Origin of the sequence: Pseudomonas sp. P7779 (assembly GCF_013386315.1) — a bacterium.
GTDB lineage: Bacteria > Pseudomonadota > Gammaproteobacteria > Pseudomonadales > Pseudomonadaceae > Aquipseudomonas.
The window spans coordinates 1-13579 of record NZ_JACARZ010000109.1 but is presented as its reverse complement, the minus strand read 5'-3'; the positions used below and the strand labels follow the sequence as shown (position 1 = coordinate 13579).

13 protein-coding genes are annotated in these 13579 nt (G+C 59.7%); 4 read left to right on the top strand and 9 right to left on the bottom strand.

What is annotated here, in order from left to right; genetic code table 11:
* Positions 1–174 precede the first annotated feature (174 nt).
* Both HX869_RS27015 and HX869_RS27010 read right to left on the bottom strand, forming a co-directional pair.
* Entirely contained in the window at positions 175–372 is a 198-nt protein-coding gene (locus HX869_RS27015; protein ID WP_003176208.1) for a YbdD/YjiX family protein, read from the bottom strand.
* A 15-nt stretch (positions 373–387) separates the two neighbouring features.
* Positions 388–2454: a carbon starvation CstA family protein gene (locus HX869_RS27010; protein WP_178903925.1), complete on the bottom strand. Its 2067-nt coding sequence runs from the start codon at positions 2452–2454 to the stop codon at positions 388–390.
* A 173-nt stretch (positions 2455–2627) separates the two neighbouring features.
* Between HX869_RS27010 and HX869_RS27005 the strand changes: the two genes are divergently transcribed.
* Positions 2628–2996 carry a PilZ domain-containing protein gene (locus HX869_RS27005; protein ID WP_003215824.1) on the top strand — a complete coding sequence of 123 codons (369 nt, stop codon included), beginning with the start codon at positions 2628–2630 and terminating at the stop codon, positions 2994–2996.
* A 115-nt stretch (positions 2997–3111) separates the two neighbouring features.
* Here HX869_RS27005 and radA read toward each other — a convergent pair whose 3' ends face one another.
* From radA to HX869_RS26990, 3 genes are all read right to left on the bottom strand, one after another.
* On the bottom strand, positions 3112–4479 hold the full coding sequence (radA, locus tag HX869_RS27000) for a DNA repair protein RadA (protein WP_003215821.1): 1368 nt from the start codon (positions 4477–4479) through the stop codon (positions 3112–3114).
* Between the two features lie 35 nt (positions 4480–4514).
* The gene (locus HX869_RS26995; protein ID WP_102369936.1) at positions 4515–5054 is read right to left on the bottom strand and encodes an ankyrin repeat domain-containing protein; all 540 of its coding nucleotides are present in this window, start codon (positions 5052–5054) and stop codon (positions 4515–4517) included.
* 92 nt (positions 5055–5146) lie between these two features.
* Positions 5147–6688 (bottom strand): catalase, encoded by a 1542-nt coding sequence (locus HX869_RS26990; RefSeq protein ID WP_178903924.1) that lies wholly within the window; start codon positions 6686–6688, stop codon positions 5147–5149.
* Positions 6689–6974: 286 nt separating this feature from the next.
* Between HX869_RS26990 and mscL the strand changes: the two genes are divergently transcribed.
* Positions 6975–7391 (top strand): large-conductance mechanosensitive channel protein MscL, encoded by a 417-nt coding sequence (gene mscL, locus HX869_RS26985; RefSeq protein ID WP_003215816.1) that lies wholly within the window; start codon positions 6975–6977, stop codon positions 7389–7391.
* A 40-nt stretch (positions 7392–7431) separates the two neighbouring features.
* Here mscL and HX869_RS26980 read toward each other — a convergent pair whose 3' ends face one another.
* A complete protein-coding gene (locus tag HX869_RS26980) occupies positions 7432–8208 on the bottom strand; it encodes a ferredoxin--NADP reductase (protein WP_178903923.1) in 777 nt (258 codons plus the stop codon).
* Positions 8209–8613: 405 nt separating this feature from the next.
* Here HX869_RS26980 and HX869_RS26975 point away from each other — a divergent pair, with 405 nt between their 5' ends.
* Together HX869_RS26975 and HX869_RS26970 are read left to right on the top strand one after the other, a co-directional pair.
* Positions 8614–9324 carry a LuxR family transcriptional regulator gene (locus HX869_RS26975; RefSeq protein ID WP_003215813.1) on the top strand — a complete coding sequence of 237 codons (711 nt, stop codon included), beginning with the start codon at positions 8614–8616 and terminating at the stop codon, positions 9322–9324.
* A gap of 128 nt (positions 9325–9452) precedes the next feature.
* Positions 9453–10577, top strand: coding sequence for a methyltransferase (locus HX869_RS26970; protein ID WP_003215811.1), 1125 nt, complete (start codon positions 9453–9455; stop codon positions 10575–10577).
* Positions 10578–10618: 41 nt separating this feature from the next.
* Here the strand turns inward: HX869_RS26970 and HX869_RS26965 are convergent, their stop codons facing one another.
* Genes HX869_RS26965 through HX869_RS26955 form a run of 3 tightly spaced genes read right to left on the bottom strand, consistent with a single transcriptional unit; the run spans position 10619 to position 13249 of the window.
* Positions 10619–10786 (bottom strand): DUF2474 domain-containing protein, encoded by a 168-nt coding sequence (locus tag HX869_RS26965; RefSeq protein ID WP_003215809.1) that lies wholly within the window; start codon positions 10784–10786, stop codon positions 10619–10621.
* A 12-nt stretch (positions 10787–10798) separates the two neighbouring features.
* Entirely contained in the window at positions 10799–11806 is a 1008-nt protein-coding gene (gene cydB, locus HX869_RS26960) for a cytochrome d ubiquinol oxidase subunit II (RefSeq protein ID WP_008432810.1), read from the bottom strand.
* Between the two features lie 3 nt (positions 11807–11809).
* Entirely contained in the window at positions 11810–13249 is a 1440-nt protein-coding gene (locus HX869_RS26955) for a cytochrome ubiquinol oxidase subunit I (RefSeq protein WP_008432808.1), read from the bottom strand.
* Between the last annotated feature and the right edge of the window lie 330 nt (positions 13250–13579).

Sequence of the window (13579 nt, the reverse complement as noted above, 5' to 3'; positions counted from 1 at the left end):
GGGCGCGGAGATGGGTAAAAGAAACAGAGAATTCTCCTTGAAAAAAAAAAAAACAAATGTGGGGGGGGGCTTGCTCGCGAAGGCGGCGTTTCAGTCAGCACATGCATCACTGAAAGACCGCCTTCGCGAGCAAGCCCGCTCCCACAAGGGATCACCGCAGCCCGAACTACCGGGCTAGCAGCACTTGGGCCCACCCTTGCCGCCGTAACGGGCCTCCTGGCGTTCCCGGAAGAACGCCTTATAGTCCATCATCGGTTTGTCCGGGTGTTTGGTTTGCATATGCTCGACGTAGGTGTCGTAGTCGGGCATGCCGACCATCAGGCGCGCGGCCTGACCGAGGTATTTACCGAGGCGACTGATGTCATTGAACATGATTGCAATCCTCTATCAAGCGTCCGGGATGGCCTGGTATGGCGCTTCTTTATCCGTACGTTCCTTTTTGCCCCAGGCAGCAATGCCGACCTTGAGCGCATAGAACAGGATGCTGAAGACCACGAACAGGAACAGCGCCGTCAGCGTTGCATTGGTGTAGGCGTTCCAGATCACGTGTTGCATCTGGTCGATGCTCTTGGCCGGTGCGAGGATCTGGCCGCCGGCCAGGGCATCGCTGTATTTCTTGGCCAGCGACAGGAAGCCGATCGCCGGGTTGGCGTCGAACAGCTTGATGAAGCCTGCGGTCACGGTGCAGATCAGCAGCCATACGGCTGGCAGCATGGTCACCCAGACGTAGCGCTGGCGTTTCATTTTGATCAGCACAACGGTGGCGAGCATCAGCGCGATACCGGCCAGCATCTGGTTGGAGATACCGAACAGCGGCCACAAGGTGTTGATGCCGCCCAGTGGGTCGATCACGCCTTGATACAGCAGGTAACCCCACATCGCCACGCAACCTGCGGTAGCGATCAGGTTGGCCGTCCAGGACTCGGTACGCTTGAGCGCCGGCACGAAGGAGCCGAGCAAATCCTGCAGCATGAAGCGACCGGCACGGGTACCGGCGTCGACCGCAGTCAGGATGAACAGCGCTTCGAACAGGATCGCAAAGTGGTACCAGAACGCCATGGTGTTTTCACCCGGCAGGACGCTGTGCAGGATCTGCGCGATACCCACCGCCAGGGTCGGCGCACCACCGGCACGGGCCAGGATGGTGGACTCACCAATGTCATGGGCCACCGCCTGCAACGCTTCCGGGGTAATTGCAAAACCCCAGCTGCTGACGGTTTGCGCCACAGCCACCACGTCACCGCCGACAATCGCGGCCGGGCTGTTCATGGCGAAGTACACCCCTGGCTCGATCACCGAAGCGGCAACCATCGCCATGATGGCCACGAACGACTCCATCAACATGCCGCCGTAGCCGATGTAACGGGCGTGCCCTTCACTGGCCAGCAACTTGGGCGTGGTGCCCGAGGAGATCAGTGCGTGGAAACCCGAGACCGCGCCACAGGCGATGGTGATGAACAGGAACGGGAACAGGCCGCCCTTCCACACCGGGCCGGTGCCATCGATGAACTGGGTCAGCGCCGGCATTTTCAGGTCGGGCATGGTCACCAGGATGCCAATCGCCAGGGCGATGATGGTGCCGATTTTCAGGAACGTAGACAGGTAGTCACGTGGCGCGAGGATCAGCCACACCGGCAACACGGCAGCCACGAAGCCATAACCCACCAGCATCCAGGTGATCTGGATGCCGGTGAAACTGAAGGCCTTGGCCCACACCGGGTCAGCGGCAATCTGCCCGCCCAGCCAGATCGAACCCAGCAGCAACAGCACGCCGACAATCGAGATTTCACCGATGCGGCCCGGGCGGATGTAGCGCATGTAAATGCCCATGAACATCGCGATCGGGATGGTTGCCATCACCGTGAAGATGCCCCACGGGCTTTCGGCCAGGGCCTTGACCACGATCAGCGCCAGCACCGCGAGGATGATGATCATGATCAGGAAGCAGCCGAACAGCGCGATGGTCCCGGGCACACGGCCCATTTCTTCGCGGACCATGTCCCCCAGGGAACGGCCGTTGCGCCGGGTGGACAGGAACAGGACCATGAAGTCCTGCACCGCCCCGGCCAGCACCACGCCGGCGATCAGCCACAACGTGCCGGGCAGGTAGCCCATCTGCGCCGCCAGTACCGGGCCGACCAAAGGCCCTGCGCCGGCGATTGCCGCGAAGTGGTGACCAAAAAGGATGTGTTTGTTGGTCGGCACATAGTCCAGACCGTCGTTGTTCAGCACAGCGGGGGTAGCCCGCAGTGGATCGAGCTGCATCACATGGTTAGCGATGAACAGACTGTAGTAACGGTAAGCAACCAGATAAATGGCCACTGCTGCGACCACGATCCACAAGGCGTTGATCGCCTCGCCGCGGCGCAAGGCCACTACGCCCAGGGCGCACGCTCCTACGATTGCCAGCAGCAGCCAGGGTAGATGGCGTAGCAGGCTATTATTATTTTTCATTTTTATATTCCAGCCAGGGTGGACAGAAAGACAGCCATCCCGAGTTTAGCGCTACTGGCCTTAAAGGCCACCCCCCTACGTTGGTCTAGAGCCTTGCCGGAGCGAAAAAAGCAGAAAAAACCGTCCCATGATGGCGCACGGCTACAATTCCTTTATCCACAGAGGGTTTCACCATGAGCGAACAGCCTTCAGACCGACGCCGTTTCCGACGCATTGCCTTCGACGCCAGGACCGAGCTCACGCAAGACGGCCATGTCTGGTCGGTGCAATTGGTAGATTTGTCGCTCAAGGGCTTGCTGGTGCAACGGCCGCAAGAATGGCACGGCCATCGCTACGAATCGTTCGATGTGGACATTCATCTCGACGCCGAGACCGACGTGAAGATGCAGGTGCGGCTAACCCACGACGATCATGGGCAGCTCGGCTTTGTGTGCGAACACATCGACCTCGACTCCATCAGCCACCTGCGGCGGATAATCGAGCTGAACCTCGGTGATCAGGCAGAACTGGAGCGGGAATTCGCCGCCTTGCTGGAGACCTGAACGTGTGGGAGCTGGCTTGCCTGCGATGGCGGTGTGTCAGTTTGCATATCAATCAGCTGATACACCGCCATCGCGGGCAAGCCCGGCTCCTACAGGGGTGATGGGTGGCTGGCGACTATTCGAACAGGGCATCCAGCGCCTGCTCCAGGCGCGTCACCCCGATCACTTGCAGCCCCGGTGGCATTTCTTTCGGCGCATTGCCCTTGGGCACGATGGCGCGCTTGAAGCCGTGCTTGGCCGCTTCCTTCAGGCGCTCCTGGCCGCTGGGCACCGGGCGCACTTCACCCGACAGGCCCACCTCGCCAAACACCAGCAAGTCATGGGGCAACGGCCGGTTGCGCAGGCTGGACATCACCGCCGCCATCAACGCCAGGTCAGACGCGGTTTCCAGCACCTTGACCCCGCCCACGACGTTGAGGAATACATCCTGGTCATGGGTGGGAATGCCGCCGTGGCGGTGCAATACCGCCAGCAACATCGCCAGCCGGTTCTGGTCCAGGCCCAGGGTGACACGACGCGGGTTGGCCAAGTGGCTGTCGTCCACCAGCGCCTGGACTTCCACCAGCATCGGTCGGGTCCCTTCCCACGTTGCCATCACCACACTGCCTGGGACTTCTTCCTGGGCGCGGGTAAGAAAAATCGCTGACGGGTTGGAGACCTCTTTCAAGCCCCGGTCAGTCATGGCGAACACACCCAGCTCGTTGACCGCGCCAAACCGGTTCTTCACCGCCCGCAGCAAGCGCAACCGCCCGTCGGACTCACCTTCGAAATACAGCACGGTGTCGACCATGTGTTCCAGCACCCGTGGGCCGGCCAGTGCGCCTTCTTTCGTCACGTGGCCCACCAGGAAAATCGCCGTGCCGCTCTGTTTTGCATAGCGCACCAGCAGCGCAGCACTTTCCCGCACCTGGGACACGCCACCCGGTGCCGATTGCAGTTGTTCGGTGAAAATCGTCTGGATCGAGTCGATCACCATCACCTTGGGCTTTTCCAGGCGCGCGGTGGCGATGATGCTTTCGATGCAGGTTTCGGTCATCACCCGCAGTTGGTCCTGAGGCAAGCCCAGGCGGCGCGCACGCATGGCCACCTGCTGCTGGGATTCTTCGCCGGTGACATACAGCGCCGGCATGCGGCTGGCGATGCTGCACAGGGTTTGCAGCAGGATCGTGGACTTACCGATGCCCGGGTCACCGCCGATCAGCACCACCGAGCCATCCACCAGGCCGCCGCCCAGCACCCGGTCCAGTTCACCGGAAGCGGTGGAGAAACGCGGGATTTCTTCGACGCTGACTTCGGCCAGGGTCTTGATCTGGGTTTGTTGCCCGGTCCAGCCGGAACGGCCGCTGGGGGCCACGGCGCCGCCGCTCTCGATCATGGTTTCGGTCAGGGTGTTCCACGCACCGCATTCCGTGCACTGGCCGGCCCACTTGGGAAAGGTCGCGCCGCACTCCGTGCAGCCATACATGCGCTTGGCCTTTGCCATTTGAGAACCTCCAACCGAAAAACCGCGATGATAGCTCAGCGCGGCGCCGGGGTACGGATTTCACCGCTGGCCAAACGTGAAGCGCTGTTACCGATCGGGTCTTCGGCATTCAGATCGGCGCCCTTGGCTTTCAGTTCATCCAGCAGTTCCACGCGCTTGAACAGCCCGGCATACATGGCCGCCGTTTGTCCGGCGCCGTTGCGCTGGTCGGGGTTGCAGTCGGTGGCGAGCAGGCGCTGGGCGATTTTCAGCTCACCCTTGAAGATCGCGCCCATCAAGGCGGTGTTGCCGCGTTTGTCCTGCACGCAGGCATCGGCGCCGGCGGCGAGCAATCGGTCCACGTAGGCACTTTCACCGTGATAGGCGGCGAGAATCAGCGCCGTGTAGCCTTTTTCATCCTGGGTGTTCAGCGAATAGCCGGATTCGATGAAGGTGTTGAGCATTTCCACGTCGCCACGGCGGGCGGCGTCGAAGTAGTAATCCTGCAGTTGTGCCTTAAGCGCGGCCGGGGCAGCTTGTTCGGCCAATACGCTGAACGACAAACACGCAAGGACAGCGCCTATAAAGATTCGCATGGCAAATTCTCAATGATGTGCCACCTGTAGGAGCCGGCTTGCCGGCGATGGCGTACTTGTGGCAAGCCGGCTCCTACAGGGAGCGTGGGCGGTTAGTCGGTCAGCTTTTCGGCCAGTGCCTTGACGCGGGCCAGGTCGCCCTTGGCCACTTTGGTCACGCCGGTGCCGTACTCCGGATCCGCCTTGTAGAGGAACGACAGGATGATGTGCTTGCTCTCGTCATCGGTGGTGGCCAGGGAGCCGCCGAAGTTGTCGATCAAGTCCTGACGCTCTTTCTTGTTGAACGAACGGTACAGGTCGCCGGCCTGCTTGAAGTTCTGCTCACGCTGGATCTTCGCCTGCTGGGTACTGCCCGACAGGGCCGACTGGCTGTAGCGGGCGGTTTGCGGCTCTTCCCGTGGCAGCAGGCGGCTAGGCTGGTAGTTCACGCCGGTGGTGGTCTTGCCGAAGTTCATGGCGCCATCCTGATTGCCGTTGTTGACGGTCACCCGGGGTGCGTTGATCGGCAGTTGCAGGGCGTTTGGCCCCAGGCGGTACATTTGCGTATCGGCATAGGAGAACACCCGGCCTTGCAGCAGGCGGTCTTCCGACGGCTCGATGCCCGGCACCAGGTTGGCCGGCGCCATGGCGACTTGCTCGGTTTCCTGGAAGACGTTGGCCGGGTTGCGGTTCAGCACCATCTGCCCGACTTTGCGCTCCGGCACGTCCGGCCAGATCTTGGTGGCATCCAACGGGTCGAAATCAAACTTGGCCAGGTCTTCCGGTTTCAGCACTTGCACATACAGGTCCCACTTGGGGAAGTCTCCCTTATTGATGTGCGTGACCAAATCATTGGTCATATGGCTGTAGTCACGGCCCTGTACTTCAGTCACTTGTTTAGGATCGAGGTTCTTGATGCCTTGCAGGCTCTTCCAGTGGAACTTGACGTAGTGCACTTCGCCCTTGGCGTTAATCAACTTGTAGGCATGTACACCGTTACCGTCCATTTCCCGGTAACTGGCTGGAGTGCCGGAGTCCGAGTACAACTCGGTCAACGTACGAGTGGACTCCGGAACATGGGAAAAGAAGTCAAAGCGACGGGAATCATCGTCCAGGTTAGTGCGCGGATCTGGTTTAAAGGCGTGAACCATGTCCGGAAACTTGATCGCATCGCGAATAAAGAACGTCGGGAAGTTATTACCGACCAGGTCCCAATTACCTTCGGCGGTGTAGAACTTGGTGGCGAAGCCGCGCGGGTCACGCAGGGTTTCCGGCGAATGGTTGCCGTGAACGACCGCAGAGAAGCGCACAAATACCGGCGTGGCTTCGCCGGCGGCAAACACCTTGGCCTTGGTCAGGTCGCTGAGGTTATCGGTGACGGTGAAAGTACCGTGAGCGCCGGTGCCACGGGCGTGCACAACGCGCTCCGGAATACGCTCGCGATCAAAGCGCTGCAACTTCTGGATCAGTTGCACGTCTTGCAACAGGACCGGGCCATTCGCACCGGCGGTTTGCGAGTTCTGATTGTCACCGACCGCCACGCCATTATCGCGCGTGAGGTTGGCGGCGTGTACGGACAGCGAAAGAAGACTGGCGCTCACTGCAAACAGCACCTGTCGCGCAGAAATAGGCCCGCGGCTAATAGGGTTTTTCATCGAGGTATCCTCTGGTTTTTTTAGTGCACATTGAGTTGTGCTTGCCAGAGGCTAGTGACCCGCGAGTCAGAAGATAAATAGAAAAGCCGTACCACCCCGATAAAGAAAATAGTGTGGTAACCCACTGAAATAGCGGGTATTCCGCGCGCGATTGGTGGCACTTTGCAAACTATTTGCGATTTAATGTGTCGATAAAAACGGACACTGTTAGCAGTTGTGTCGAGCAAGCCTCGCCACACTGTCTTACACTGGCTTCTACCTCCTCATCTGTAACAAGGAATAACCTATGGGCGTGTTAAGTGAGTTCAAGGCCTTCGCGGTCAAAGGTAATGTGGTCGACATGGCGGTCGGTATTATCATCGGCGCCGCCTTCGGCAAAATTGTTTCATCCTTTGTAGGCGACGTGGTGATGCCACCTATCGGCCTGTTGATCGGGGGTGTCGACTTCGGCGACCTGGCCGTAACGCTTAAAGCCGCCCAGGGCGATGCGCCGGCCGTCGTACTGGCGTACGGCAAGTTCATCCAGAGCGTGATCGACTTTGTGATCGTTGCGTTTGCGATCTTCATGGGCGTGAAGGCCATCAACCGCCTGAAGCGTGAAGAGGCCGTGGCACCTAGCCTGCCGCCGGTCCCGACCAAGGAAGAAGTGCTGCTGGGGGAGATCCGCGATCTGCTCAAGGCACAGAACAGCAAGCCCGAGTAAGCTCGGCAAAAAGTAAAGGCGCCTGCAGGGCGCCTTTGTTTTACCAGTAGTTTTCTACCGCGACCTGCCCCGGACGGCGGGTCAGGCTCAGTTGCATGTCGCGCTGTTTCAGCAACTGACGCGTGTCGTCGATCATCTGCGGGTTACCGCAAATCATCACCCTGGAATGCTCGGGGGTCAGCTCGATGCCTGCGGCGCGCTCCAATTCACCGTTCTCGATCAGGGTGGTAATCCGCCCATTCAGCGCGCCCGAATGTTGCTCGCGGGTGACGATAGGAATGTAGGTGAGCTTGTGGGCGTATTCTGCCAGGTACTCACGTTCGCCCAGTTCATGGATCAACGACTGGTAAGCCAGCTCCCTTGCTTCGCGGGCACTATAGACGAGGATAATCCGCTCGAATTTCTCCCACACTTCGAAGTCCTGCAGAATTGAGAGAAACGGCGCAATACCGGTCCCGGTGCCCAACAGCCACAGATCACGACCATCCACAAACCGGTCCAGGGTCAGAAAGCCCGTGGCCTGGCGTTCCACCAGCAGGGTATCGCCCTCGCGCAGGCGGCTCAGCTCACTGGTGAACTCGCCACCCGGCACGACGATAGAGAAGAAATCCAGGTGCTCGTCAAAGGGCGAGGACACCACCGAATAAGCACGCCACACAATGCTGCCATCGGCCTTGGTCACCCCCAGGCGCACGAATTGCCCGGCGCAAAAGCGAAAGCCCGGGTCTCGGGTAGTACGCAGGGTAAACAGGCTGGGAGTCAGCGATTTCACGTCGAGCAGGGTCTGGCGGGTGTATTTTTCAGCACTGGCCGTCATGGGAAACTCCATTTGCAGAGGCCCCTAGTGTCCCCCAAAGCGCCGCCTGGAAACACCGATGGTTTGTGCTGGCATTGCCGCTGCCCATTGTGGCAACCGCTGGGCGGTACTAAATATTTGGCTATTAGTCGCCTTCCAACAAGCCATTAGATGAGGGAGTGTAACTAAATACTAACAAGGCGCATTTAGAGCAAGTTCTTAAAACTAATGGAAAAAAATCTTATCGAACGCCTGAAACCTGTACACCGTAGCCAGGTTGTACAAATGTTATTGGCCTAACGCCCTCTTGAACATAACCAAATTTTTATTCCGAGCTGTAGCCGTTGTCCTACACTATTTTTTCACGTTGTAACCGGGGGCCTTGGAAGTACCCCATGTAAAAACCGTTCGCATGGAGAGTTACCGATGGTCAACTGGCACAACACTCGCCTGCCCAAACTCGAAGGGGAAAGCGAAATAACCAGTATGTACGAAGCTGCCCTCAACCTTACCTACGAGCTTGGCTTCCAATACTGCGCATTCACCCTTAGTTCCCATCTACCCAACAACCAAACGAAAACTATCAACCTCAACAACTATTCAAATGAATGGAATACGCTGTACAGACAAGAGCACTACTTTGATCTCGACCCTGTGGTTGCGCATTGCAAACGCTCGGTTCTACCGATCGTATGGGACGAGAAAACCTTTTCTTCGGTACCGGACTTATGGGCCCATGCCCAGTCCAACGGACTGAATTTCGGATGGACCCAATCGGTTCATGACTTCCAGGGTGTTTTCAGCATGTTGAGCCTGGGGCGTGCCACCGGCCCAGTGGGCCCTGAAGAACTCTATGAAAAAGCCGGGCAAGTGCTCTGGATTTGCCACGCCATGCACGCGGTGGTGGCCAAAAAATACGCAGACAATCCCAGCCCGCAAGCGCCCAGCAAATTGACCCCGCGGGAAACCGAAATCCTGCAATGGTCGGCCTTGGGCAAGACCGCCTCGGACATCGCCACCATCCTGTGCCTGTCCGAACGCACGGTCGGCTTCCATATCAGCAGTGCGATGAAGAAACTGGGGGTCAGTAACAAGATTGCCGCAGTGATCACGGCAGTCAAATGCGGGTTGTTTTAAACACCGCATGTAATCCAGGGGAAAAAAACGTAACATTTGCGGCCAGTTCCGGGTGATGACGCGAGCCCCTGATGCGCCTCGCGTCGCCGCTCACCCCGATGGTTCGCTTACCCAGAGTCTCCCCCTCCATGCCCCTGCTCGACAGCCCCTTCGCCCAACTCGACCTGATCCGTCAGCCAGAACAGCACAACGACCCGCTGCAAGCGTTTGACGCAGCCGATGAGTATTTGCTCAGCTACCTGGCGGAACAACAGCTGACGACGGCGACCCGCGTACTCGTGCTCAACGACAGTTTCGGCGCACTGGCGGCCAGCCTCGAAGGGCATGTGCAGGTCACCTCCAGTGGTGACTCGTTCCTCGGCGCCCTGGGCCTGGAGAAAAACCTGGCGCGCAACGGCAAGGCTTTCGACGCGGTAACGTTCCTGCCCGCCAGCCAGACACCTGCCGGGCCGTTCGACCGGGTACTGATCCGCGTGCCGAAAACCCTGGCCCTGCTCGAAGAACAACTGATTCGCCTGCAAGGTCAACTGGCACCCGGCGCCGAAGTGATTGCCGGGGCGATGGTCAAGCACCTGCCACGGGCTGCCGGCGAACTGCTGGAGCGCTACATCGGCCCGATGCACGCCTCACTGGCGGTAAAAAAGGCCCGACTGCTGATCGCCACCCTGGCCGATCGGCCACACGCCGTATCGCCCTACCCTACGCGCTACAGCCTGGAAACCCCGGCCATCGAACTGCTCAACCACGCCAACGTGTTCTGCCGCGAAGGCCTGGATATCGGCACCCGGGCCTTCCTGCCGCACCTGCCACAAAACCTGGGCGGCGCCCGCGTAGCCGACCTGGGTTGCGGTAATGGCGTCCTGGCGATTGCCAGCGCGCTGCAAAACCCCGAGGCGCAGTACACGCTGGTCGACGAGTCTTATATGGCGGTGCAATCGGCGGCCGAGAACTGGCGCGCGGCGCTGGGCGAACGTGACGTGCTGATTCGCCCCGGCGACGGCCTGGCCGATCAGGAAGCGCAGTCACTGGATGTGGTGCTGTGCAACCCGCCGTTCCACCAGCAGCAAGTGGTGGGAGACTTCCTCGCCTGGCGCATGTTCCAGCAGGCGCGGGAAGCGTTGGTGGTGGGCGGCGCCCTGTACATCGTCGGCAACCGTCACTTGGGTTATCACACCAAGTTGGCGCGGTTGTTCCGTGGCGTCGAGCAAGTGGCGACCACGCCGAAGTTCGTGGTCCTCAAGGCGCGCAAATAAAAAAGCCCTCCATGAAGGAGGGCAATAGTTACAACGGGATGTCAGTGGGTGGTCAGGCCCGCGGCATTCATGAACATGCGCATCAGGCTGGCCACCACGAACAGGGCCAGGACGCTGCCGGTCCAGATCATCGCCAGCCAGCCCAGGCGCTGCCAGAGCGGCTTTTTCTCGGCCTGTTCGATGTCGTGCAACGAAGGTTTGCCGGACATGAGTCAATCCTCCTAGTGATAACCGTCTTCGTGGGTGACCTTGCCGCGGAACACGTAGTAGCTCCAGAAGGTGTAGCCCAGGATGAACGGAATGATGAACAAGGTGCCCACCAGCATGAAGCCCTGGCTTTGCGGCGGTGCGGCGGCGTCCCAGATCGAAACTGACGGCGGGATGATGTTCGGCCACAGGCTGATCCCCAAGCCACTGTAGCCAAGGAAGATCAGCACCAGCGTCAGCAGGAACGGCGTGTAGTGCGCATTGCGGGCCACGGCGCGAATCAGGCCGTACATGGTCACCAGCACCAGGATCGGCACCGGCAGGAACCAGAACAGGTTCGGCAGGGTGAACCAGCGCGAGGCGATTTCCGGGTGGGCCAGCGGCGTCCAGAGGCTGACGATACCGATCACCGCCAGCACCACGAAGGCCAGGGGCCGGGCCAGGTTGTGCATCTTCTCCTGCAAGCTGCCTTCGGTCTTCATGATCAGCCAGGTGCAGCCCAGCAGCGCATACGCCACGATCAGGGCCACGCCGCAGAACATCGTGAACGGCGTCAGCCAGTCCAGGGAGCCACCGGCAAACTGCCGGTCGACCACCGGGATGCCATCAATGAACGCCCCCAGCGCCACGCCCTGGAAGAACGTCGCTGCCAGCGAGCCGCCGATGAAGGCCTTGTCCCACAGGTGACGCTTGTCGTCCTTGGCCTTGAAGCGGAATTCAAACGCCACGCCACGAAAGATCAGCCCGATCAGCATCAGCATCAGTGGCAGGTACAGCGCCGAGAGCACCACCGAATAGGCCAGCGGGAACGCGCCAAACAACGCCGCGCCGCCGAGTACCAGCCAGGTTTCGTTGCCGTCCCACACGGGGGCGACGGTGTTCATCATCACGTCACGGTCGGTCTTGCCCGGGATGAACGGGAAGAGAATGCCGATCCCCAGGTCGAAGCCATCCATGACCACGTACATCATAATGCCGAAGATGATGATCACGGCCCAGATCAGCGGAAGATCAATACCCATGGCTCAGTTCCCCTTGTTCAAGGTGTCGCCGTGATCGGCATCGGCACTGTCATCAGCCGCCGACAACGGACGCGCCGGTGTGCGTTTCTGCCCAGGACCACCGTGAGTAGGCTCGGTGCTTTCGTGGGTCACAGGCCCTTTGCGCACCAGGCGCATCATGTAGCCCAGGCCCGCGCCGAACAGCGCGAAGTACACCACCACAAACAACACCAACGTAATGCTCATCTGCGCAAAACTGTGGTTGGACGAAGCGTCTGCCGTGCGCATCAGCCCGTAGACCACCCACGGCTGACGGCCGATCTCGGTGGTGAACCAGCCAGCGAGAATCGCGATCAGGCCGGACGGGCCCATCCACAGCGCCAGGTACAGGAACGGCTTGGATGTGTACATTTTGTCGCCACGGCGCAGCCAGAGGCTGAACAGGCCGGTGAAGATCATCAGGAAGCCCAGGCCCACCATGACCCGGAACGACCAGAACACGATGGTCGAGTTGGGACGGTCCTCAGGCGGAAACTCCTTGAGGGCCGGCACCTGCTTGTCCAGGGAGTGGGTCAGGATCAGGCTGCCCAGGTACGGAATTTCTACTGCGAACTTGGTTTTTTCAGCCTTCATGTCCGGCCAGCCGAACAGGATCAGCGGCGTGGGCTCGTTGCCGATATTTTCCCAGTGGCCTTCAATCGCGGCGATCTTCGCCGGCTGATGCTTGAGGGTATTCAGGCCGTGGAAGTCACCGATGACCGCCTGGATCGGTGCAACGATCAGCGCCATCCACATTGCCATCGACAGCATGGTGCGGATCGCCGGGTTGTCCTTGCCGCGCAGCAAGTGCCAGGCCGCCGAGGAGCCGACGAAGAACGCGGTAGCGACGAACGCGGCCGTGGCCATGTGCATCAGGCGGTAGGGGAACGACGGGTTGAAGATCACGGCCAGCCAGTCGGTTGGAATCACCCGGCCATCAATGATTTCAAAGCCCTGTGGCGTCTGCATCCAGCTGTTGGAGGCAAGAATCCAGAAAGTCGAGATCAGCGTGCCGACGGCCACCATCACCGTGGCAAAGAAGTGCAGCTTGCGCCCGACCTTGTTCCAGCCGAACAGCATGACCCCAAGGAAGCCGGCTTCGAGGAAGAACGCCGTGAGCACCTCATAAGTCAGCAACGGCCCGGTGACGGCACCGGCGAAGTCCGAGAAGCGGCTCCAGTTGGTGCCGAACTGATAGGCCATGACCAGACCGGAGACCACGCCCATGCCGAAGTTGACGGCAAAGATCTTCGACCAGAAATGGTAGAGGTCACGGTAGGTGTCGTTGTGGGTCTTGAGCCACAGGCCTTCCAGCACCGCAAGGTAACTGGCCAGGCCGATGGTGATGGCCGGGAACAGGATATGGAATGAGATGGTGAACGCGAATTGAATTCGGGCGAGATCTAGCGCCTCCAAACCGAACATAAGTCTTCCTCTGTCAGGTAATACCGAATGCTGGCTGGAGGCCTGCACCCACTGCCCCCACGGATATGGAGTGTGGCGAATTCAAATTCGTTTCTTTTTATGACCAACCACGCAGGGATTCTGGCCTTGCGGCCGCCAGAGCAATCCCGGCGAAGGTTTTGATCTGGGTCAAGCATTGCTGAAAGAGTAGTCCCATTTTCGCGAGAGCAAGGCGTGGTCTTTTGCCGCGTGACAGGTTGCCTCAGTGGTCACTGGGTGTTGTCTTTGGTGAGATTGGGCGTGTTTTGGGTGTATATCCGTTATTTGGGTGATGGCTGGTATTGGTTCCGC